This is a genomic window from Staphylococcus sp. HMSC034G07, assembly GCF_001835975.1.
GTDB classification, from domain to species: domain Bacteria; phylum Bacillota; class Bacilli; order Staphylococcales; family Staphylococcaceae; genus Staphylococcus; species Staphylococcus ureilyticus.
In genome coordinates this window covers 21,794-44,918 of sequence record NZ_KV826584.1, presented here as the reverse complement: position 1 = coordinate 44,918, position 23,125 = coordinate 21,794, and the positions used below count along the sequence as shown (strand labels likewise).

Sequence of the window (23,125 nt, the reverse complement as noted above, 5' to 3'; positions counted from 1 at the left end):
GTTTGAACAGAATTGCACAGTTGTTAGAGCACTTTGATTACATATTAAATTACAAATATCTTATGAGAAATTGATATTTTAAGATGGAAAATATGATATAATAAACCGATTATGTTTTGAAAAAGGGTGGAACGCATAATGAATGAAACTTATCATTCCGGGTGGATAGAATGTATAACTGGAAGTATGTTTAGTGGTAAATCTGAAGAATTAATTCGTCGTTTAAGACGTGGACTATATGCTAAACAAAAGGTGGTTGTATTTAAACCGGCAATAGATGATCGCTATCATAAAGATAAGATTGTGTCGCATAACGGCAATGCAATTGAGGCAATTAATATCTCGACAGCAGCTGAGATCTATAAACACGATTTAACAAATTTTGATATTATAGCAATTGATGAAGTTCAATTTTTCGAAAATAATATTGTCCATATTGTTGAAGAATTAGCTGAAAAGGGGCATAGAGTGATTACTGCAGGTTTAGATATGGATTTCAGAGGTGAACCATTTGAACCAATTCCTCATTTATTAGCAGTAAGTGAAGAAGTGACTAAACTACAAGCTGTATGTGCAGTATGTGGCTCGTCATCAAGCCGTACACAACGATTAATTGATGGTAATCCAGCAAAAATAGATGATCCAGTGATTCTCGTTGGCGCTAACGAAAGCTATGAACCTAGATGTAGGGCACATCATATTGTTGCACCAAGTAATCATGAGAAGGAGGAAATGTAGTGTTTGATCAATTAGACATTGTAGAGGAAAGATACGAGCAATTAAATGAAATGTTAAGTGATCCTGAAGTCGTAAATAATCCAGACAATTTACGAAAATATTCAAAAGAACAGGCTGATTTGCAAAAAACAGTAGAAGTATATCGTGAATATAAACAGGTTAAAGAAGATGTAACTGAAATAGATGATATGTTACAGGAAACAAAAGACGATGAAGAAGTCGAAATGCTTAAAGACGAAAAGCAAGAATTGAGTCAAAAAATTCCAGAACTGGAAGAAGAATTAAAATTCTTGTTAATACCAAAAGACCCTAACGATGAAAAAGACGTAATTGTTGAAATTCGTGCAGCAGCTGGTGGGGATGAGGCTGCAATATTTGCTGGTGATTTATTTAGAATGTATTCTAGATATGCAGAAGCACATAGTTATAAAACTGATATCGTAGAAGCTACTGAAAGTGATCATGGTGGTTACAAAGAGATTAGCTTCTCTGTTTCAGGAACAGGCGCTTACAGTAAATTGAAATACGAAAATGGTGCACATCGTGTACAACGTGTACCAGCAACTGAGTCTGGAGGACGTATTCACACATCTACTGCTACTGTTGCCGTATTACCAGAAGTTGAAGATGTTGAGATAGAGATTCGAAATGAAGATATTAAAGTAGACACATATCGTTCTAGTGGTGCAGGTGGACAACACGTAAATACCACTGATTCTGCCGTTCGAATTACACATATACCGACAGGTGTCATTGCTACATCATCTGAGAAATCTCAAATTCAAAACCGTGAAAAAGCAATGAAAGTGTTAAAAGCACGTTTATTTGATATGAAATTACAAGAAGAACAACAAAAGTATGCTGCACAGCGTAAATCAGCTGTCGGTTCAGGTGATCGCTCAGAGAGAATTAGAACATACAATTATCCACAGAGTCGCGTAACGGATCATCGTATTGGATTGACATTGCAGAAATTAGAGCAAGTTATGGAAGGTAAGTTAGATGAGATTATTGATGCACTAACTTTAGCTGAACAAACTGATAAATTGAAAGAACTGAATGATGGTGAATTATAGAGAACGATTAAAAATCGCACAAGACAAATGCGAAATTAAAGGTATTGAAGTAACACGAGCTGAATGGTTAATGCTTGATTTATTTCAATGGCAAAAATTAGATTATTTGCTACACGCAGATGAAGTTATGACGGAAGCACACAACGTGTTGTTTGATAATGCGGAAGCAAGGATGTTACAAGGCGAACCGATTCAATATATTGTAGGAACGCAAACTTTTTATGGTGAAATATTTAAAGTGAATGAGCATTGTTTAATTCCAAGGCCAGAAACCGAGGAAGTATTACTACATTTTTATAATTTGGTAAAATCGGGAGATAAGGTTGTAGATATTGGAACAGGTAGTGGTAACATACCTATTTTACTAAAAAAAATGAATCAAAATTTGGATGTTATAGCTACAGATTTATATGATGAAGCCTTATCTGTGGCAAAAGAAAACGCTGAGTATCATGATGTAGATGTTATATTTTTACAAGGCGATACCTTAAATCCATTAATAGAAAAGCATATTAAAGTGAATGGATTGATTTCAAATCCCCCCTATATCGCTGAGAGCGAAAAAGCTTTAATGGATGATACTGTTTTACAATATGAACCTATGAGTGCTTTGTTTGCTGAAAACAACGGCTTTCAAGTTTATGAAAAGATTTTAGATCAATTACCAGACGTATTATTACCTAATGCAATTGCTGTGTTTGAGATTGGTTATAAACAAGGAGCTATATTAAAAAGCAAAATTGAAAAAAAATATCCTGCTGTAAGTGTCCAAATAATAAAAGATATTAATGATAATGATAGAATGGTTTCTTTTAAATGGTAATTTAAGAAGTTGTGTACCTAACATGATATGTCATGAAGGTGCATAACTTCTTATTTTGTTTTAAAATTGAAATTAAGATGAAAGGGTGAGTATAAATGAAAACAAAAATATGGGATTTAAGAAATCATGTGACAGAAGATGCAAATGTAGATGCTTTTAATGAGATAAAAAATATTTTTGAAGCTGGTGGACTCATCGCTATACCAACTGAAACTGTATATGGTTTAGGTGGTGATGCAAGAAATGAACAAACTATAAAAAATATTTTTGCTGCAAAAGGTAGACCTTCAGATAATCCACTCATCGTGCATATACATAATGTTAAGCAACTAGATGTATTTACGAAGCATATTTCACAAGAAGTTGAAATACTGATGAATCAATTTTGGCCAGGACCAATTTCGTTTATTTTACCATTAAAAAAAGGATATTTATGTGAAAGTGTAAGTGGTGGACTTTCATCCATAGCGGTTAGAATGCCAAGTCATGTGATTGGGAGAAAAATATTAGAGTTTGTAGACATACCGATTGCCGCACCGAGCGCTAATTTAAGTGGTAGACCTTCTCCAACTAAGTTTGAACATGTATATCATGATTTAAACCAAAGCATTGATGGTATTGTTAATGGTGATCAAAGTGAAGAAGGTTTAGAAAGTACCGTGTTAGATTGCACGCAATACCCATTTAAAATTGCTCGTCCAGGATCTATCACCAAGTCGATGATTGAAAATGTTTTGCCAGGTTCTATTTCAGCAAAAGATGATTTAAATCAAGAAAAACCTATAGCCCCCGGAATGAAATATAAACATTATGCGCCAGATACGCCAATAACGATTGTATACGGCGTTCATCAACAACCATCCTCATGTAAAGATTGGAGTGATGTTGCGTTTATATTCCCGAAAGATAAATGTAAATATATTCCAAAAAACGCAACTTTCATTCCACTGTGTGAAAATGAAAGAGATATTAAAGGGGCAAACCATAATTTGTATCAAATATTGCACGATATAGACAAAAATAAAAAGATAAAAGAAGCTTATATATTTGGATTTGAAAATAGTGGCGAAGCAGTTGCTATTATGAATCGAATGCAAAAGGCGGCAAACTTTACCGTCGTTAAAGGAGAAAAATTATGAAAATCGTTTTTGTTTGTACTGGTAATACTTGTAGAAGTCCAATGGCAGAAAGTATTGCAAAAGCTAAAATACCTGACATCGAAGTTGCTTCGCGTGGTTTATTTGCATTAGATGGCGCACCTACCTCAGAACATACGCGCGCTATCTTAAAAGAAAAACAATTGCCAATACCTGACAATGCGCAACAATTCACTGAGATGGACATGCATGCAGATCTTATTTTGACAATGTCAAGGAGTCATAGAGATGCGATTAAACAAACGTATGGCGTAAATACACATATATTTACTTTAAGTGAATATGTATTGCATGGTGATGATGTTTCTGACCCATTTGGAGGAACTAAATCAGATTATATTGAAATTTATAATGAATTAAATTCATTGATTGAAAAATTAAAAAATAAAATATTAGAGTAAATAAATATGTGAAATTAGTATGAGTAAGTCATTAAATACGTTATAATAATTACGTGTAGCAAATGTGCTAGCAATTAAATTTGCCAGATTGGACTTATGTATTTTGGCTTACTTTTTTATCAAAATAAATAAGGGGTGTTTAATATGGAAGATTTAAGAGCATTGTTAGATGAACTAAAGTCTAAATCTTTCTTTAAAAAGGATGAGCTTTGTATTGTAGGTTGTTCTACTTCAGAAGTGATTGGCGAACGCATAGGTAGCGTCGGTTCAATGGAAGTAGCTAAAGATATATTTGAAGCATTAAAAGAGATTGAAACGGAAACAGGCGTTTCTTTTGTATTTCAAGGCTGTGAACATATCAATAGAGCAATTACGATTGAAAAAGCTAACTTCGACCCCGCAACGATGGAAGAAGTAACCGTTGTACCCGATGTCCATGCTGGAGGTAGTTTAGCTACGTATGCATATCAGCATATGGAAGCGCCTATGGTGGTTGAAACTATAACTGTTCCGAAAGGTATAGATATTGGTCAAACATTAATTGGTATGCATATCAAACATGTAGCAATACCCGAACGTACAAGCGTGAAGCAAATTGGCGAAGCAATTGTTACAATCGCTTCTTCAAGACCTAAAAAAATTGGTGGCGAAAGAGCAAAATACAACTAATACAGAAACGAGGGTTTACTAATGTCATTTATTAAAGATCAAGATAAAGAAATTTATGAAGTGATTCAAAACGAGTTCAACCGTCAAAATAACAATATAGAGTTAATTGCGTCAGAAAACTTTGTGTCGGAAGCAGTTATGGAAGCTCAAGGTTCAGTATTAACTAATAAGTATGCTGAAGGTTATCCGAACAGAAGATATTACGGTGGTTGTGAATATGTCGATGTATCTGAAACATTAGCTATTGAGAGAGCAAAGCAATTATTTGGTGCAGAACATGTTAACGTTCAACCACATTCTGGTTCACAAGCAAATATGGCTGTTTATCTCGTGGCATTAGAACACGGAGATACTGTATTAGGTATGAATTTAAGTCATGGTGGGCACTTAACTCATGGTGCGCCAGTAAACTTTAGTGGTCAATTTTATAATTTTGTCGAATATGGTGTCGACAAAGAAAGCGAACAAATAGACTATGACGAAGTATTAAAAGTAGCAAAAGCGCACCAACCTAAGTTAATCGTTGCTGGAGCTTCTGCATACTCAAAAACAATAGACTTCAAACGTTTTAGAGAAATTGCTGATGAAGTAGGCGCTAAATTGATGGTAGATATGGCTCATATCGCTGGATTAGTCGCTGCAGGCTTACACCCAAGTCCAGTAGAATATGCTGATTTTGTAACTACAACAACACATAAAACATTACGTGGCCCTCGTGGTGGAATGATTTTATGTAAAGAAGAATACAAAAAGCAAATTGACAAAACAATCTTCCCAGGCATTCAAGGTGGCCCTTTAGAACATGTTATTGCTGCCAAAGCAGTAGCGTTCGGTGAAGCACTACAAGATGATTTTAAAACATATCAGCAACAAGTTATTAAAAATGCAAAAGTATTAGCTGATACACTAAATAAAGAAGGATTTAGAGTAGTATCTGGCGGTACTGATAATCACCTAGTATGCGTAGATGTAAAAGGATCAGTCAATATTACTGGTAAAGTAGCAGAAGAAGCCCTTGACTCAATAGGTATTACTTGTAATAAAAATACAATACCATTTGATCAAGAAAAACCTTTTGTAACAAGTGGTTTAAGACTTGGTACACCAGCAGCTACTACACGTGGTTTTGATGAAGCGGCATTTGAAGAAGTAGCTAAAATTATAAGCTTAGTGTTAAAAGATCCTGAAAACGAAACAACATTAAAAGAAGGACAAGAAAGAGTTAAAGCATTAACTACGAAACATCCTTTATATAATTAAATTGGAGGAAGTAATTATGGGCAACGTACATGTTTTTGATCACCCACTTATTCAACACAAATTAAGTTACATTAGAGATGTACATACAGGTACAAAAGAATTTAGAGAACTCGTAGATGAAGTAGGCATGTTAATGGCTTACGAAGTGACTAGAAATCTAGAGTTACAAGATGTAGAAATTGAAACGCCTGTTACTAAAATGATAGCTAAGCGTTTAACTGGTAAGAAATTAGCATTTATTCCCATTTTAAGAGCAGGTCTTGGCATGACACAAGGTATCTTAAATCTTGTGCCGGCAGCAAGAATAGGTCATGTTGGCTTATACAGAGATCCTGAAACGCTAGAAGCGGTTGAGTATTTTGTGAAATTACCACAAGATATTGAAGAAAGAGAGATTGTCGTAGTTGATCCAATGCTAGCGACTGGTGCTTCCGCAATTGAAGCGATTAATTCACTTAAAAAACGTGGCGCCAAACATATCAGATTTATGTGTCTAATTGCAGCACCAGAAGGCGTAGAAAAATTACAAGAAGCACATGAAGATGTCGATATCTATATCGCAGCATTAGATGAGAAATTAGATGACCATGCTTATATTACACCTGGATTAGGTGACGCTGGTGACCGTTTATTCGGTACAAAATAGTTTGACCCAGGAGTGGAGTAGTATGAAAAAAGTTATGACTGTATTCGGGACACGGCCTGAAGCTATAAAAATGGCACCACTCGTTTTAGAATTGGAGAAAGACGCTGAATTACAACCAATCGTTGTAGTGACGGCACAACATAGAGAAATGTTAGATTCTGTGTTGAAAAGCTTTGACATCACACCTGATTATGATTTGAACATTATGAAGCAGGGACAATCATTGTCTGATATAACTTCACGCATACTCGTACGATTAGAGGATGTTATAAAAGAAGCGAAACCAGATATGATACTTGTTCATGGTGATACCATGAGTACATTTGCTGGAAGTCTTGCAGCATTATATAATCAAGTCCCAATCGGGCATGTCGAAGCTGGTTTGCGAACTTGGAATAAATATGCTCCATTTCCTGAAGAAATGAATAGACAAATGGTAGGAGTAATGTCCGATTTAAACTTTGCTCCTACCAATAATGCTGCAAATAATTTGATTGCTGAAAACAAACCAGAAGACTCAATTGTCGTAACAGGTAATACTGCTATTGATGCAATGAAAACGACAATTCATAATGGTTATCAATCAGAAATTATAGCCAAGCACAAAGATAAACGAATTATTCTACTCACTGCGCATAGACGAGAAAATATTGGGGAACCAATGGCACATATTTTCAAAGCAGTACGAGATATCGTCGAAGCATACGAGGATGTTGTTGTCGTTTACCCAATACATAAAAACCCTAAAGTAAGAGAAATTGCAGATTATTATTTATCAAATCACACAAGAATTGAGCTTGTAGAACCCTTAGAAGTTGTTGATTTTCATAATTTTGCACATCAGTCTTATTTAATTTTAACTGATTCTGGTGGTGTACAAGAAGAAGCGCCTTCTTTAGGTAAACCAGTACTCGTTTTGAGGGATGTTACAGAAAGACCAGAAGGTGTAGCGGCAGGTACATTAAAAATTGTAGGCACAAATGAAAAGAATATATTCGCAGCAACAAAAGAACTATTAGATAACGAAAATTTGTATGAGATCATGAGTACAGCTCAAAATCCATACGGAGACGGCAATGCATCATATAGAATTTGTCAAAATATTAAATATTTTTTTGGTTTAATTGATAAAAAACCTTCTTCTTTCAAATAATTTTTGTATTTATGTGTCATTTTTGTGACATTCTTGTAAAAAATTGAATTACAATTTGAATAGAATTGACACGTAAAGTACCCTATATTATTATTAAAATTGTATGATTGGAATGGTTTTCATATAAGAAAGATAAGGTGGAGCGAGGCACTGAAATGAAACGTTTCAACATCATTTTTAAACAGTACATGCAATACTATATATATTGTATTATTGTACTTGTAATTGTGTTTATTTTCACATACTCTGCATTTATATTAGGTCTTATAATTGGAATGATCGGATCGCTAATCAATACTTTTACTTTTGAATATTATTTGGCGGAAGCAAAAGAAAAGGATAACATACATATTTCAACGGGCAACATTTGGAGATATTTGGTTGTGATATTAGCTTGTACGACATGGTATTTTTATAAGGACCATATAAACATTTTTGGAGTAGTTGTTGGTTTAATGATTTCTTATGTTTTAATTGTTTTCAAACCATTTTTACACAAGAAATAAATTTTATAATGAAAGAGGTGAGAAAGCATGGATCATAAAGACCCTCTAGTCAGTTGGAATGTGTTCGGTCTAGACATCGTGTTTAATCTATCATCGATTATGATGATGTTGATTACGGCGTTTATTGTTTTTGTAATAGCTATTATTTGTACACGTAACCTCAAGAAACGTCCAACAGGCAAACAAAACTTTATCGAGTGGGTTTTTGATTTCGTAAGAGGGATTATCGAAAGTAACATGGCTTGGTCAAAAGGCGGTCAGTTCCATTTCTTAGCCGTTACATTAATCTTTTTCATATTTGTTAGTAATATGCTCGGTTTACCGTTCCAATTAATTTCGGGACACACCCTGTGGTGGAAATCTCCCACAGCCGATCCAACTGTGACATTAACATTATCAACGCTTATAATATTATTAACACATTATTATGGGGTTAAAATGGTTGGCACTAAAGGGTATTTTCAAAATTATACAAAGCCGATATTCCTATTGCCTATCAATGTGTTTGAAGAGTTCACTTCAACATTGACGCTAGGACTACGACTTTACGGAAATATTTTTGCAGGTGAATTATTACTAGGATTATTAGCAGGTTTAGTATTCGACTTCCCAGCATGGGGTTGGTTAATTGGATTACCTGGCCTAATCGTATGGCAAGGGTTCTCAATTTTTATTGGTACGATTCAGGCATATATATTTGTAATGCTTTCGATGGTATATATGTCACATAAAGTACAAAAGAGTCATTAAATTAAAAAATAAAAAGAACAAATTAGGAGGATTTTTAAATGAATTTAATCGCAGCAGCAATCGCAATCGGCTTATCAGCACTTGGTGCAGGTATTGGTAATGGTCTTATCGTTTCAAGAACAGTAGAAGGTGTCGCTCGTCAACCAGAAGCACGTGGTCAATTAATGGGTATTATGTTTATCGGTATCGGATTAGTTGAGGCGCTACCAATTATAGGTGTAGTTATCGCTTTCATGTCACTATAAGTAAACTAGTCTTTATGGCGAAGTCTTCTAGGCTCTCGCCGTTCGTTTTTATCAAAATACCTTATGATTATACTGGATGAAAGGAGTGTCTATGAAAGTGACTGCTACGACTAATATGTTCGTTCTAGGTGCGGCTAGTGGCGGTGGTGTACAATGGGGAACAATCATTGTTACGATTGCTACATTCGCCATATTACTCTTACTTTTGAAAAAGTTTGCATGGGGCCCACTTAAAGAAGTAATGGACAAACGTGAACGCGATATCAATAAAGATATCGACGATGCTGAACAAGCTAAATTAAATGCTCAAAAATTAGAAGCACAAAACAAACAAACACTAAAAGAAACACAAGAAGAGGTTCATAAGATTTTAGAAGAATCTAAAATACAAGCCCGTAAACAACACGAAGAAATTATTCATGAAGCCAATATTAGAGCTAATGGTATGATTGAAACAGCACAAAATGAAATTAACAGTGAAAAAGAACGCGCACTTGCAGATATTAATAATCAGGTTTCTGAGCTTTCCGTACTCATTGCTTCAAAAGTACTGCAAAAAGAAATTTCAGAAAAAGATCAAAAAGAATTAGTTGAAAAGTACATTAAAGAGGCAGGCGATAAATAATGGTTAATGTAGCAAAAAAATATGCAAAAGCGTTATTTGATACTGCTAAAGAAAAAGCGTTACTTGATCAAATGTATGAAGAGTTTTCAACAATTGACGAAGCAGTGCGACCTGAAGTAGGAAAATTAAAAGAATTAGATACAGACCCACAAAAAGATGTAGCACAACGCCAACGTTTTGTTGCTATTATTTTTGGACACGCACATCAATATTTACAAAATATGTTTATGGTGCTTGCAAGTAATCGTCACCTTACATATACTCATGAAATATTCTTAGCTTTTGAAAATTTATATAATGCGTATCACAATCAAGACTTTGCGATTATTGAATCAGTGTATGAACTATCTGAGGATGAAATAGCAAGTATTGATTCAATTATTAGATCGCGCACAAAACTATCAAAACTAATGATTACAAATGAAATAAATCCAGATCTTATCGGTGGTATCCGAGTTAAAGTTGGTACGAAAGTGATGGATGCAAGTATTAATAATGATCTTGCCAAACTTGAAAAGCAATTTATTAGAGTGAAATAAAAATCGAAGGAGTGACATAGATGGCCATTAAAGCTGAAGAAATCAGTGCATTACTTCGCTCACAAATAGAAAATTATGAGTCAGAAATGGCTGTTACTGATGTAGGTACAGTTCTGCAAATTGGTGATGGTATCGCTTTAATCCACGGATTAAATGACGTTATGGCTGGTGAGCTTATTGAATTTAATAACGGCGTTCTAGGTTTAGCACAAAACTTAGAAGAATCCAATGTCGGTGTAGTAATTTTAGGGCCTTACACGGATATTAAAGAGGGAGACGAAGTAAAACGAACTGGACGTATCATGGAAGTTCCAGTTGGTGAGGAGTTACTTGGTCGTGTCGTTAACCCATTAGGACAAGCAATTGATGGTCAAGGACCAGTCAATACTACAAAAACACGTCCTGTAGAGAAGAAAGCAACTGGTGTAATGGATCGTAAATCTGTAGATGAACCATTACAAACTGGTATAAAAGCAATTGACGCGCTTGTACCAATCGGCCGTGGACAGCGTGAATTAATCATCGGAGACCGTCAAACAGGTAAAACGACGGTTGCCATTGATACGATTTTGAACCAAAGAGATCAAGATACGATCTGTATATACGTTGCTATCGGACAAAAAGATTCAACTGTACGTGCAAATGTTGAAAAATTACGTCAAGAAGGTGCATTAGATTATACAATTATTGTTTCTGCTTCAGCAGCAGATCCAGCGCCTATGCTTTATATCGCGCCATATTCTGGTGTAGCAATGGCTGAAGAATTCATGTTTGCTGGCAAAGATGTTTTAATCGTTTATGATGATTTAACAAAACAAGCAGCAGCTTATCGTGAACTATCATTATTATTACGTAGACCTCCAGGCCGTGAAGCTTATCCTGGTGATGTATTCTACTTACATAGTAGATTATTAGAGAGGGCGGCTAAACTAAATGATGATTTAGGTGGCGGTTCAATCACAGCATTACCTATTATTGAGACACAAGCAGGCGACATTGCCGCTTACGTTCCGACAAACGTAATTTCTATTACTGATGGACAAATATTCTTGCAATCTGACTTGTTCTTCTCTGGTGTAAGACCAGCGATTAATGCAGGTCAATCAGTATCACGTGTCGGTGGTTCTGCGCAAATTAAAGCAATGAAAAAGGTTGCTGGAACTTTACGTCTAGATTTAGCATCATATCGTGAATTAGAATCATTCGCGCAATTTGGATCTGATTTAGATGAATTTACTGCTAAAAAATTAGAACGTGGTAAACGTACAGTTGAAATATTAAAACAAGATAAAAACAAACCACTACCTGTAGAAAATCAAGTTTTAATTATTTATGCTTTAACAAAAGGACATTTGGATGATATCCCTGTAGTTGATATCACACGTTTTGAAGACGAGTTGAATCAATGGGCTAAATCGAATGCATCTGATTTATTAAATGAAATCAAAACGACGGGTGCTTTACCTAATGATGAATCATTTGAATCAGCGATTAATGAATTCAAGAAGAGTTTTAGCAAATCAGAAGAAGCATAATAGTTAATGTAGATAAAAGGTGGTGAGATAATGGCATCTCTTAAAGAAATCGATACACGAATAAAATCAACAAAAAAGATGAAACAGATTACGAAAGCAATGAACATGGTTTCTAGTTCGAAATTGCGTCGTGCTGAAAAAAATACGAATCAGTTCAGACCATATATGGTTAAAATGCAAGATGCAATTACAGCTGTTGCTGGAGCGGACAAAAATTCACATCACCCAATGTTACAACAACGAGAAGTGAAGAAAAGTGGTTATATCGTAATTACTAGTGACCAAGGCCTTGCGGGTGCATACAATGCGAATGTGTTGAAACATCTAATGAAAGATATTGAACGCAAACATAGTAGTAGTGATGAATATTCCATCTTAGTTTTAGGCCAAACAGGTGTTGATTTTCTTAAAAATAAAGGATATGACATTCATGATTCTTTAACAGAAGTTCCTGATCAACCTTCATTTAAAGAAATACAAGCAATTGCTAAAAAAGCAATAGATTTGTATAACGATGAGATTGTGGATGAGGTGAAAATTTATTACAGTCATTTCGTCAGTGTTTTAGAAAATACACTGTCGATGAAAACTGTGCTTCCATTGTCTCCAGAAGATTCAAGCTTAGGACATGGTCAAATGTCTTCATATGAATTTGAACCAGACAAAGAAGCAATTTTAAGTGTCATTTTACCTCAATATGTTGAAAGTTTAATATATGGAACGATTTTAGATGCAAAAGCAAGTGAACATGCAACACGTATGACGGCTATGAAAAATGCATCTGATAATGCGACAGATATCATTGATGATTTATCTATCGAATATAACAGAGCGAGACAAGCAGCAATCACTCAACAAATTACTGAAATTGTTGGTGGCGCAGTTGCACTTGAATAATGATTAAAGGAGGAAAATAGCATGGGATTAGGCCGTGTAACACAAGTTATGGGTCCAGTAATTGATGTTCGCTTTGAGCACAATGAAGTTCCAGAAATTAATAATGCCTTAGTTCTCGATATAGAAAGAGAAGAAGGTACTGTTGAATTAACGTTAGAAGTTGCATTACAACTTGGCGATGACGTAGTACGTACAATCGCAATGGATTCAACTGATGGTGTTAAACGTGGTACAGAAGTAAGAGACAGCGGAAACAGCATTAGCGTTCCAGTTGGTAATGAAACGTTAGGTAGAGTGTTTAATGTATTAGGTGATACGATAGACTTAGATGAAGACATAGATGACTCAGTACGTCGTGATCCAATTCATAGAGAAGCACCTGCATTTGATCAATTATCTACGAAAGTTGAAATATTAGAAACAGGTATCAAAGTTATTGATTTATTAGCACCTTATATTAAAGGTGGTAAAGTTGGATTATTCGGCGGTGCAGGTGTTGGTAAAACTGTATTAATCCAAGAATTGATCAATAATATCGCTCAAGAACACGGTGGTATATCAGTGTTCGCTGGTGTAGGTGAACGTACTCGTGAAGGTAATGACCTATACTTTGAAATGAGTGATAGTGGTGTTATTAAAAAGACAGCGATGGTTTTTGGACAAATGAACGAACCACCTGGTGCTCGTATGCGTGTAGCACTTTCTGGTTTAACTATGGCTGAGTATTTCCGTGATGAACAAGGACAAGATGTTCTACTATTCATCGATAACATCTTTAGATTTACGCAAGCCGGTTCAGAAGTTTCTGCACTATTAGGACGTATGCCTTCAGCCGTTGGTTATCAACCTACATTAGCAACGGAAATGGGACAATTACAAGAACGTATTACTTCTACAACTAAAGGATCTGTAACGTCAATTCAAGCAGTATTCGTGCCAGCCGATGATTATACCGACCCAGCACCAGCTGCAGTATTTGCGCACTTAGATTCAACTACAAACTTAGAGCGTAAATTAACTGAAATGGGTATTTATCCTGCAGTTGACCCATTAGCATCTACTTCTAGAGCCCTTGATCCATCAATTGTTGGTCAAGAACATTATGAAGTAGCACGTGAGGTACAATCTACTTTACAAAAATATAGAGAATTACAAGATATTATTGCTATTTTAGGTATGGATGAACTTTCGGAAGAGGATAAACAAACTGTAGAACGTGCGCGTCGTATTCAGTTCTTCTTATCTCAAAACTTCCACGTAGCTGAACAATTTACTGGGCAAAAAGGATCTTATGTGTCTGTTCAAAAAACAGTAGAAGGCTTCAAAGCAATATTAAATGGTGATTACGATCATATTCCAGAAGATGCATTCCGTCTAGTTGGAAGCATGGATGAAGTAATTGAAAAAGCTAAAGATATGGGTGTTGAAGTTTAAAATTAGGAGGTATGGATAATGAATACATTAAGCCTAAATATTGTCACTCCTAATGGTTCTGTTTACGACCGAGAAGATGTCACTCTGGCAGTTTTACAAACTACTGCTGGAGAAATCGGTGTCATGTATGGACATATTCCAACAGTTGCAGCACTTGAAATTGGCTATGCCAAAATTAATTTTGACGGTGGTTCAGAATATATTGCAGTGAGTGAAGGTTTTGTTGAAGTAAGACAAGATAAATTATCAATCATTGTTCAAACTGCAGAGCCTGCGAATGAAATTGATGTTGCTAGAGCAGAATTAGCTAAGTCAAGAGCAGAATCTCATTTAAACAATGAAGAAGATAGCAGTGACATAAATAGAGCCAAACGCGCATTAGATCGTGCTAATAACCGTCTTCGTGTCGCTCAATTACAATAATGAATAAAAGATATACTATGACGAATATCTAAAAAAGTCGACAAAGTTTTTACTTTGTCGACTTTTTCTTTTCTAATTAAACATGTCAAAATTAAATTTTTAGCGTTAATTTAGCAATGAAACATTAATTCAAAACATGGATTATAGTAACTTTCTTAAATCACAAGTGAATTATAATAATGTACCAAAGATTTAAGAGTGTAGTATGAATAAAAAAAAGTAAAAGTTTTACTTTCACATATACTTTTAATCGTTTAGAAGTAAAGTAAGTAAAAATATTTAATTTTAATAGTTATGCATACATGATATATATAATGGGAAAATAATATTAAATTGACGCTTATTATTTAAAAGTCAGTAATCTAATTATTAAGTATCTTTTGTTTAGTGTTTCGTGTAAAATATATAAATAGTGTTTATCAAGGAGAATGGCTTATGGAATATTTAGGACAATTTTCAATTGTACATCTCATACTACATGTCCTTTGTATTTGTATTGCTTATTGGGCATTGAATGCAGTGAGATTAGAGCAATTTTTTAAAAAAGGTTTTCCAGTACAAGTTCAAATTTGTATGATATTTTTAGCAATATTAATTGGAACTTCGGTCAGTAATTTTATTGTAGATTTATTACAATTTTCTACACAAATAAAATATTTGGTACAATAATTCAAATAATTGTATATTACGTATGATTATCGATATAATTTAATAGTAAGTTTGAATAAAAATTTTAGGCAATATATAAGTAGTTAAGTGGAGGATTTAAGATGGATAAGATAGAAATTAATGGTGGTAAAAAATTAACTGGTGAAGTGAAAGTTTCGGGTGCAAAAAACGCAGTATTACCAGTATTAACAGCATCACTATTAGCATCAAAAGGCGTGAGCAAATTAAAAAATGTACCAGCACTTAGTGATGTAGAAACAATTAATAATGTAATATCTACATTAAATGCTGAGGTCTCTTATAATAAAGAACAAGAAGAAGTTACAGTAGATGCAACAAAACAATTAAATGAAGAAGCACCATATGAATATGTAAGTAAAATGAGAGCAAGTATACTTGTAATGGGACCTTTACTAGCACGATTAGGTCATGCCAAAGTTGCTTTACCGGGTGGTTGTGCAATTGGTTCAAGACCGATAGAACAGCATATTAAAGGTTTTGAAGAACTAGGTGCTGAAATCCATATGGATGGTGGTTTTATATACGCAAACACTACTAACGGATTGAAAGGTACAACGATTCACTTAGATTTTCCAAGCGTAGGTGCGACTCAAAATATTATCATGGCTGCTTCATTAGCTGAAGGTAAAACTGTTTTAGAAAACGTCGCACGTGAACCAGAAATTGTTGATTTAGCAAATTATATTAATGAAATGGGCGGAAATGTGTTAGGTGCTGGTACTGACACCATTACGATTGAAGGTGTTGAAGCCTTGTATGGCGTCGAGCATTCAATTATACCTGATAGAATTGAAGCAGGTACATTATTAATTGCAGGTGCAATTACAAGAGGAAATGTTTTAGTTAACGGTGCAATCAAAGAACATATGACGAGTCTAGTTTATAAATTAGAAGAAATGGGAGTTAATCTAGAATACCTTGATGATGCTATTCGTGTAAGTGCTGAAAACGAATTGAAACCGGTAGATATCAAAACACTTCCACATCCTGGTTTTCCTACAGACATGCAATCACAAATGATGGCGTTATTATTAACTGCAAATGGACATAAAGTAGTAACGGAAACTGTGTTTGAAAATCGATTCATGCATGTCGGTGAATTTAAAAGAATGAATGCTAAAATCACTGTTGAAGGAAGAAGTGCAAAAATTGAAGGTAAAAGTCAACTTCAAGGCGCTCAAGTAAAAGCAACGGATTTACGTGCAGCAGCAGCACTTATTTTAGCGGGACTAGTAGCTGAAGGAACAACATATGTTACTGAACTAAAGCATTTAGACAGAGGGTATGTTGATTTGCATGGTAAATTAAAGGCATTAGGTGCTGACATCAAAAGAATACAAGATTAATGTTATAATATATTATATTAATAAATTGGAAACAGAGAGAAGTAAAGTTGGAGGAAGCAAATTATGGAAACAATTTTTGACTACAACCAAATAAAAGAGATTATTCCACATAGGCAACCATTTTTATTGATTGATCGTGTTGTAGAATACGATGAAGGTCAACGATGTGTAGCAATTAAACAAGTTTCAGGTAATGAACCATTCTTTCAAGGTCATTTTCCAGAATATGCAGTAATGCCTGGCGTATTAATTACTGAAGCTTTAGCACAAACAGGTGCAGTCGCTATGTTAAATAGCGAAGCAAACAAGGGAAAACTTGCACTATTTGCTGGTATCGATAAATGTCGTTTTAAAAAACAAGTAACACCTGGAGATACTTTGCGCTTAGAAGTTGAAATCACGAAGCTCAGAGGCCCTATTGGTAAAGGTAGTGCTAAGGCAACAGTAGATGGACAGTTAGCATGTAGTTGTGAGTTAACATTTGCTTTACAAGACAAATAATAAAAAAATAGTGTTACAGACTGTTTAAAACGGGCTGTAACACTATTTTTTATTTATCTACTTTTTCATCCTTCAGTCTTGGTTTAGATTGCATCATTCTATTAAAGGATTTCTTCAAGTCTTCACCAGATAAACCTTCATCTATTAATTGTTCTAACAAACTTTCAGCATAAACTTGTCTTAATGTGTAAATGTGACATTCACAAACAACAGAAATTGTATTTTCTAATTGAATGATATGTTTAATGGTTGCATCAAATAAAGCTGGATCGTTAGCAGGTCTAGTGATAACGACACGTATGTCTAATAATGTTTCGTTATCCATATATGTTTTCATAGTTTCATAATGATAATCTGAAATGACGATTTCAAGCAACCAGCCAGTGCCACTGTTTTCCTTATTGATGATGACACCATCTTCTAATTCGTACTCAGTTAAGCCACCATTTTCTGATACGATTTGAAATCGAACGGCTTTAAATGTTTTCATCGTCTCACATCCATTTAATTAATTTAAACTCTACATAAAATGTATTTATATTATCATTATAACGTAATTTTCTATGATAAAGGTGAAAAAAGTAGAATTTTGTAGTCATTTACTTTTTGAAATTATAAAAACTGTATTTTGACGGAATCATGTGAATTTTTTATGATTTACTTATAGAGGAGGTGACATATGATTAACAGTATTGTCATTGTAGGGAGACTAACAAAGGACCCTAAAATTTATGAGAAGGAAGGTAATAAACTAGCTACATTTTGCGTAGCCGTCTCAAGAAATTATAAAGATAAAAATCAAAAAGTTATTTGTGATTATTTATTTTGTAAGGCATTCGGAAAAATTGCTAATAATGTCGAAAAATATATCAATCAAGGTTCATTGGTTGGTATAACTGGACAAATGCAATCGAGAAAATTTGAAAAAGAAGGACAGATGCATTTTGTATCAGAAATTTTTATTGAAACTATTAAATTTATGTCCCCACGTTCTAAAAATGAAGATGAAACACTTTTTGATCCACTTCCAATAGATCAAAACCCAGATCTTATAAGTCAATTTGATTTTGAAGAAAACGAAATTTATGAAATTGTATAATATTTCAAGCACTCCCAACTCCCCGTTAATTTAACCCATCAAATCTAATATATTTAATCCTACTATTTAATTATACTTCTATCAGGCTATTCTTATTGTCTATTAAATTAACAATAGACAATAGGAATAGCTAAAATACATACTTTATAGGAAAATGTACTTTTATAAGAAGGTAGAAATTTATCTCGAAATAATACAGAATAATCTGATAAATTACAATTTTATTACACTCACTATATTTGTTAAATAGTCACATAAACTTTCATAGCAGTTTTCAACATAGTTGATGATGCTTATATTCTATTTTATAAATGTAATCACCATGTAAAGAAAAGGTGTACTTTTTTATTTGGCTGTAACCTACTACTGTTTTTAAGATGTTATAGTTGTACTTGCAAATTAATCATAACGAAAAAAATTATTTACCTTATAGGAGGAATTTTTAAAAATGAAAAAAACAGTATTAGCTTCAACATTAGCAGTAGGCTTAGGCGTAACAGGATTTGCAGCAGGAAACTCAGCAGACGCAGCTGAACAAGGTGTTGACAAAGCAGAATTAGCAAACTTAGCACAATCTAATCCAGAACAATTAAATGCATCACCTGTACAAGAGGGTGCATATAACTATAACTTTAATTATAATGGTACAAATTATAATTTTGAATCAGATGGCCAAACATGGTCATGGAGTTTTGGTGGAGGTTCTAGTGAAGATGTATCATCAGAACAAACAACTTCTGTTGAACAACCTCAACAAGCACAAACTGAACAACCAGCACAAGAAGTACAAACTGAGCAACCAGCTCAACAAGCTGCTCCACAAACTGAACAAACACAACAACCACAACAAGAAGCAACTACAAAAGCTTCAACTCAATCATCAAGCTCAAATGAAGCTTCAACTAGCTCATCAGGTGTGAATGCACACTTACAACAAATTGCACAACGTGAATCAGGTGGCGATATTCATGCTACAAACCCATCATCAGGTGCTTCAGGTAAGTTCCAATTCTTACAAAGTACATGGGATTCAGTAGCTCCAGCTGAATATCAAGGTCAACCAGCTGCTAACGCACCAGAAGCAGTTCAAGATGCAGCAGCTCAAAAATTATATGATGAAGTTGGCCCTTCACAATGGGTTACAGCATAATATAACAAAATACAATAAAGTTTATTTTTGGAAAAGCTGAGACAATTTAATTGTCTCAGCTTTTTATTGTTATATTAAGTTAGTGGTAATTATGCATGAACGATAGCCAAAGTCCTGCATATTTTTTCTTATAAATAATGTGCATCTAGAGTATATAAAGCTAATTATAAGTACATTTAACTTAGTTGATAACTGTTGGGAGTACAATCATATTAAAGGTTTTTGTATTACTAGAAGGTTTATATAAACCATTTTATTGCAATAGTTGATGTACTTTGATATGTTTTATATAAATACATAATAAAGAAACTACTAGGGGAGCCTTATGGCTGAGATGAGAAATTCAGACCCTTATAACCTGATTTGGTTAAGACCAACGTAGGAAAGTAGCATACATTAATATTTGGGAAATTGCTCTAATATATATTAATAAACTACATTCCTACGTGGGATGTAGTTTTTTTAATTAGGAGGGCTAAATTTGTTATTTTCACAGGAATTAAAAAAAGCTTCACAACCAATTATTGAGGATATCTATAATGATCCATTTATCCAAGAAATGTTGCATGGTACGATTTCTGAAGAGGCTTTGAAATTTTATTTGAGAGCAGATGCTTCTTATTTAAAAGAATTTGCAAATATATATGCATTGTTAATACCAAAAATGAGTAGATTGGAAGAGGTTCAATTTTTAGTAGAACAAATACAATTTATAGTTGATGGTGAAGTAGAAGCACACGAAATCTTAGCAACATATGTACAACAAAACTATAGTGAAATCGTTCAAGAAAAAGTTTGGCCACCAAGTGGAGATCATTATATCAAACATATGTATTTCAATGCCTATTCAAAAGAAAATGCTGCATATACAATTGCAGCAATGGCACCTTGTCCATATGTGTATCAAGTGATTGCTAAAGAAGCGTTGAAAGACAGTGCATTAAATAAAGACTCAATTTTATCAAAATGGTTTGAATTTTATAGTACGGAAATGGATGAATTGGTAAATATTTTTGATGAATTAATGGACCGATTAACGCAAAATCTTGCAGTTGAAGAAAAAGAAGCAATAAAATCTTGTTTCTTACAAAGTACGATACATGAACGAAATTTCTTTAATATGGCATATATACAAGAAAATTGGTTATACGGAGGTCAAAATAATGAATAAACCTAAGATTGCGTTAACGATTGCTGGAACAGATCCTACCGGTGGTGCAGGTGTCATGGCAGATTTAAAATCATTCCATGCATGTGGTGTATATGGTATGGCTGCAATAACAAGCATTGTGGCTCAAAATACTAAAGGCGTACAACATATTCATAATCTAAATTCACATTGGTTAGAAGAGCAAATGGAAAGTGTATTTTCAGATGAACTACCACATGCTTTGAAAACTGGGATGATTGCATCTAAAGAAATGATGGAGATTATTCAAATGTATTTAAAAAAATACGACAATATTCCATATGTTATCGATCCAGTTATGTTAGCAAAAAGTGGTGATTCTTTGATGGATGATGATGCTAAAGCAAACTTACAAAATATTTTATTGCCTTACGCTACAATAGCGACGCCTAACTTACCAGAAGCTGAAGAAATTACAGGTATTACAATTAATGACCAACAGTCGATTTATCAAGCTGGCAATATATTTATCAATGAAATTGGTAGCAAGGGTGTTGTTATAAAAGGGGGACATTCAAGTGATAAAAATACAGCTATAGATTATTTATTTACACAAGATGATTTGTTTACCTTTGAAGAACCTAGATATGATACAAAACATACACATGGTACAGGATGTACTTTTTCAGCTGTTATTACTGCAGAGTTAGCAAAAGGTAAATCGATGTTCGATGCAGTTCAAAAAGCGAAGAAATTTATTTCACTTAGTATTAAACATACACCAGAAATTGGTTTAGGTAGAGGTCCAGTAAACCATTTTGCATATATGAAGGAAGTTGGTTTAGATGATGAATAATTTAGAAAAATTAAGGGCGGATCAACCGCTTGTCATTTGTTATACAAATGATGTAGTTAAAAATTTTACTGCAAATGGTTTGTTAAGTCTTGGTGCTAGTCCAGCAATGAGTGAGGCGCCTGAAGAAGCACATGATATGCTGACAGCTGCAAACGCTTTGTTAATAAATATTGGTACGTTAACAAAAGAAAGAGAACAAGATATTTTAAAAATCGCTAAAACAGCGAATCATCTTGGCAAACCGATTATATTTGATCCTGTTGCTGTAGGTGCTTCACAATACCGCAAAGATTTTTGCAAAAAGTTTCTCAATGAAATAAAAGTTACTGTTATTAAAGGAAATGCTTCTGAAATTTTAACGTTAATTAATAGCGATACTAAAATGAAGGGAACTGACAGCGATAGTAGTTTAGATTCAGTATCAATTGCAAAAGAAGCACGCAAACACTTTAATACGTCGATTGTCATAACTGGCAAAGAGGATGTTATTGCTCAGAATGAACGCATATTTAAACTATCTAACGGATCTCCATTGTTGGCAAGAATAACTGGTGCTGGTTGCTTATTAGGAGCAATAGTAGCAAGTTTTGTTGACTCAGAAACTCCTTCTATAAATGCGTTAATAGAAGCGGTCTCTCTATATAATATCGCTGCAGAAAAAGCTGAACAAATTTCAGCAGGACCTGGTAGTTTTAAAGTAGAATTGTTAAATGCATTGTATAATATGACCTTTGAAACTGATATACAATATCAAAATAAGCAAGAGGTGTAACTATGTTTAACAAAGCGTATTTAAAGCTATATTTTATTTGTGGTACACAAGATATACCAAAACAAACATCAATCATAGATGTTGTGACTGAAGCTTTAGAATCAGGAATTACAATGTTCCAATTTCGAGAAAAAGGGGACGGTTCATTAACAGGAAATGCCAAAATTGAACTTGCACAAAAATTATTATCTTTATGTAAAAGTTATCATGTTCCTTTTATTGTTAATGATGATGTAGACTTAGCAAAAGCAATAGATGCTGATGGAATACATGTAGGACAAAATGATGCCAATATTGATGCATTTGCCAGTACATTTATTGATAAAATAATAGGTCTTAGTGTAAGTGATTTAGAAGAATATCAAGTTTCGGACTTAACCAATGTTGATTATATCGGTGTTGGACCGATGTATCATACGGGCTCAAAATCAGATGCTAAAGCTCCAGTGGGCCCAGGAATGATTCAAACATTAAGAACTAAAGTTCAAGATTTTCCAATCGTTGCAATTGGAGGTATTAATACAAAAAATGCTCAAATCATTATGAATCATGGTGCAGATGGATTATCAATTATTTCAGCAATCTCGAAAAGTTCAAATATCCAAGAAACTGTACAACAATTTTTACAAACTGTTGAATAATGCGGAAAATTTCTTTTTTTGTTTTCTACTTTCCTTTGAGTATGATAAAATAAATTTTATGTGA

The 23,125-nt window shown here is 34.0% G+C and carries 28 protein-coding genes and 1 riboswitch; of the genes, 27 read left to right on the top strand and 1 reads right to left on the bottom strand.

The features are described from left to right. The first annotated feature begins 138 nt into the window (after nt 1-138). The 21 genes from HMPREF2586_RS00535 (at nt 139) to fabZ (ending at nt 17,414) form a co-directional block, all read left to right on the top strand. Nucleotides 139-738, top strand: a complete 600-nt coding sequence (locus tag HMPREF2586_RS00535; protein ID WP_046207751.1) for a thymidine kinase — start codon at nt 139-141, stop codon at nt 736-738. Next, on the top strand, nt 738-1,814 hold the full coding sequence (prfA, locus tag HMPREF2586_RS00530) for a peptide chain release factor 1 (RefSeq protein ID WP_046207752.1): 1,077 nt from the start codon (nt 738-740) through the stop codon (nt 1,812-1,814). The genes HMPREF2586_RS00535 and prfA overlap by 1 nt, the downstream gene beginning before the upstream one ends. Then, on the top strand, nt 1,801-2,637 hold the full coding sequence (prmC, locus tag HMPREF2586_RS00525; RefSeq protein ID WP_070812585.1) for a peptide chain release factor N(5)-glutamine methyltransferase: 837 nt from the start codon (nt 1,801-1,803) through the stop codon (nt 2,635-2,637). The genes prfA and prmC overlap by 14 nt, the downstream gene beginning before the upstream one ends. 95 nt (nt 2,638-2,732) lie before the next feature. Beyond that, nucleotides 2,733-3,776: an L-threonylcarbamoyladenylate synthase gene (locus HMPREF2586_RS00520; RefSeq protein ID WP_070657385.1), complete on the top strand. Its 1,044-nt coding sequence runs from the start codon at nt 2,733-2,735 to the stop codon at nt 3,774-3,776. After that, nucleotides 3,773-4,195: a low molecular weight protein arginine phosphatase gene (locus tag HMPREF2586_RS00515; protein WP_046207755.1), complete on the top strand. Its 423-nt coding sequence runs from the start codon at nt 3,773-3,775 to the stop codon at nt 4,193-4,195. Before HMPREF2586_RS00520 ends, HMPREF2586_RS00515 begins: the two co-directional genes overlap by 4 nt. Before the next feature lie 144 nt (nt 4,196-4,339). Then, complete coding sequence (locus tag HMPREF2586_RS00510; RefSeq protein ID WP_046207756.1) at nt 4,340-4,864, top strand: TIGR01440 family protein; 525 nt, start codon at nt 4,340-4,342, stop codon at nt 4,862-4,864. Nucleotides 4,865-4,885: 21 nt separating this feature from the next. After that, entirely contained in the window at nt 4,886-6,124 is a 1,239-nt protein-coding gene (gene glyA, locus HMPREF2586_RS00505; RefSeq protein WP_046207757.1) for a serine hydroxymethyltransferase, read from the top strand. Nucleotides 6,125-6,140: 16 nt separating this feature from the next. Next, nucleotides 6,141-6,770, top strand: coding sequence for a uracil phosphoribosyltransferase (gene upp / locus HMPREF2586_RS00500; RefSeq protein ID WP_019468295.1), 630 nt, complete (start codon nt 6,141-6,143; stop codon nt 6,768-6,770). Between the two features lie 22 nt (nt 6,771-6,792). Next, nucleotides 6,793-7,923 carry a non-hydrolyzing UDP-N-acetylglucosamine 2-epimerase gene (wecB, locus tag HMPREF2586_RS00495; protein WP_046207758.1) on the top strand — a complete coding sequence of 377 codons (1,131 nt, stop codon included), beginning with the start codon at nt 6,793-6,795 and terminating at the stop codon, nt 7,921-7,923. Nucleotides 7,924-8,078: 155 nt separating this feature from the next. Continuing rightward, complete coding sequence (locus tag HMPREF2586_RS00490; protein WP_046207759.1) at nt 8,079-8,429, top strand: ATP synthase subunit I; 351 nt, start codon at nt 8,079-8,081, stop codon at nt 8,427-8,429. Between the two features lie 27 nt (nt 8,430-8,456). After that, nucleotides 8,457-9,179: a F0F1 ATP synthase subunit A gene (atpB, locus tag HMPREF2586_RS00485; protein WP_019468297.1), complete on the top strand. Its 723-nt coding sequence runs from the start codon at nt 8,457-8,459 to the stop codon at nt 9,177-9,179. A 38-nt stretch (nt 9,180-9,217) separates the two neighbouring features. Then, nucleotides 9,218-9,424 (top strand): F0F1 ATP synthase subunit C, encoded by a 207-nt coding sequence (gene atpE / locus HMPREF2586_RS00480; protein ID WP_002482721.1) that lies wholly within the window; start codon nt 9,218-9,220, stop codon nt 9,422-9,424. Between the two features lie 97 nt (nt 9,425-9,521). Next, entirely contained in the window at nt 9,522-10,049 is a 528-nt protein-coding gene (locus HMPREF2586_RS00475) for a F0F1 ATP synthase subunit B (RefSeq protein WP_026034759.1), read from the top strand. Continuing rightward, a complete protein-coding gene (locus tag HMPREF2586_RS00470) occupies nt 10,049-10,588 on the top strand; it encodes a F0F1 ATP synthase subunit delta (protein ID WP_070657383.1) in 540 nt (179 codons plus the stop codon). The genes HMPREF2586_RS00475 and HMPREF2586_RS00470 overlap by 1 nt, the downstream gene beginning before the upstream one ends. Nucleotides 10,589-10,608: 20 nt before the next feature. Next, nucleotides 10,609-12,123, top strand: coding sequence for a F0F1 ATP synthase subunit alpha (gene atpA, locus HMPREF2586_RS00465; RefSeq protein WP_046207761.1), 1,515 nt, complete (start codon nt 10,609-10,611; stop codon nt 12,121-12,123). A 30-nt stretch (nt 12,124-12,153) separates the two neighbouring features. Next, on the top strand, nt 12,154-13,020 hold the full coding sequence (gene atpG, locus HMPREF2586_RS00460) for an ATP synthase F1 subunit gamma (protein ID WP_070812584.1): 867 nt from the start codon (nt 12,154-12,156) through the stop codon (nt 13,018-13,020). 21 nt (nt 13,021-13,041) lie between these two features. Then, nucleotides 13,042-14,454 carry a F0F1 ATP synthase subunit beta gene (gene atpD, locus HMPREF2586_RS00455; RefSeq protein WP_019468302.1) on the top strand — a complete coding sequence of 471 codons (1,413 nt, stop codon included), beginning with the start codon at nt 13,042-13,044 and terminating at the stop codon, nt 14,452-14,454. Between the two features lie 18 nt (nt 14,455-14,472). Then, nucleotides 14,473-14,877: a F0F1 ATP synthase subunit epsilon gene (locus HMPREF2586_RS00450; RefSeq protein ID WP_019468303.1), complete on the top strand. Its 405-nt coding sequence runs from the start codon at nt 14,473-14,475 to the stop codon at nt 14,875-14,877. 435 nt (nt 14,878-15,312) lie between these two features. Further along, nucleotides 15,313-15,546, top strand: coding sequence for a DUF1146 family protein (locus tag HMPREF2586_RS00445; protein WP_046207763.1), 234 nt, complete (start codon nt 15,313-15,315; stop codon nt 15,544-15,546). Between the two features lie 101 nt (nt 15,547-15,647). Next, on the top strand, nt 15,648-16,913 hold the full coding sequence (murA, locus tag HMPREF2586_RS00440; RefSeq protein ID WP_064209846.1) for a UDP-N-acetylglucosamine 1-carboxyvinyltransferase: 1,266 nt from the start codon (nt 15,648-15,650) through the stop codon (nt 16,911-16,913). A gap of 63 nt (nt 16,914-16,976) precedes the next feature. Then, on the top strand, nt 16,977-17,414 hold the full coding sequence (gene fabZ / locus HMPREF2586_RS00435; RefSeq protein WP_046207765.1) for a 3-hydroxyacyl-ACP dehydratase FabZ: 438 nt from the start codon (nt 16,977-16,979) through the stop codon (nt 17,412-17,414). Nucleotides 17,415-17,463: 49 nt separating this feature from the next. Here fabZ and HMPREF2586_RS00430 read toward each other — a convergent pair whose 3' ends face one another. After that, entirely contained in the window at nt 17,464-17,904 is a 441-nt protein-coding gene (locus HMPREF2586_RS00430) for a YwpF-like family protein (RefSeq protein WP_046207766.1), read from the bottom strand. A 189-nt stretch (nt 17,905-18,093) separates the two neighbouring features. Between HMPREF2586_RS00430 and HMPREF2586_RS00425 the strand changes: the two genes are divergently transcribed. The 6 genes from HMPREF2586_RS00425 (at nt 18,094) to thiE (ending at nt 23,061) form a co-directional block, all read left to right on the top strand. Beyond that, nucleotides 18,094-18,513, top strand: a complete 420-nt coding sequence (locus tag HMPREF2586_RS00425) for a single-stranded DNA-binding protein (RefSeq protein ID WP_046207767.1) — start codon at nt 18,094-18,096, stop codon at nt 18,511-18,513. Nucleotides 18,514-18,961: 448 nt separating this feature from the next. Beyond that, nucleotides 18,962-19,663 (top strand): transglycosylase family protein, encoded by a 702-nt coding sequence (locus tag HMPREF2586_RS00420; protein WP_046207768.1) that lies wholly within the window; start codon nt 18,962-18,964, stop codon nt 19,661-19,663. 304 nt (nt 19,664-19,967) lie between these two features. Then, a riboswitch (TPP riboswitch) is annotated at nt 19,968-20,065 on the top strand. Nucleotides 20,066-20,144: 79 nt separating this feature from the next. Continuing rightward, entirely contained in the window at nt 20,145-20,834 is a 690-nt protein-coding gene (gene tenA / locus HMPREF2586_RS00415; protein ID WP_070657381.1) for a thiaminase II, read from the top strand. Continuing rightward, nucleotides 20,827-21,648 (top strand): bifunctional hydroxymethylpyrimidine kinase/phosphomethylpyrimidine kinase, encoded by an 822-nt coding sequence (gene thiD, locus HMPREF2586_RS00410; RefSeq protein WP_070657379.1) that lies wholly within the window; start codon nt 20,827-20,829, stop codon nt 21,646-21,648. Before tenA ends, thiD begins: the two co-directional genes overlap by 8 nt. Next, nucleotides 21,641-22,420 carry a hydroxyethylthiazole kinase gene (gene thiM, locus HMPREF2586_RS00405; RefSeq protein WP_070657416.1) on the top strand — a complete coding sequence of 260 codons (780 nt, stop codon included), beginning with the start codon at nt 21,641-21,643 and terminating at the stop codon, nt 22,418-22,420. The genes thiD and thiM overlap by 8 nt, the downstream gene beginning before the upstream one ends. A 2-nt stretch (nt 22,421-22,422) precedes the next feature. Beyond that, nucleotides 22,423-23,061, top strand: coding sequence for a thiamine phosphate synthase (gene thiE, locus HMPREF2586_RS00400; protein WP_070657377.1), 639 nt, complete (start codon nt 22,423-22,425; stop codon nt 23,059-23,061). The last annotated feature ends 64 nt before the right edge of the window (nt 23,062-23,125 follow it).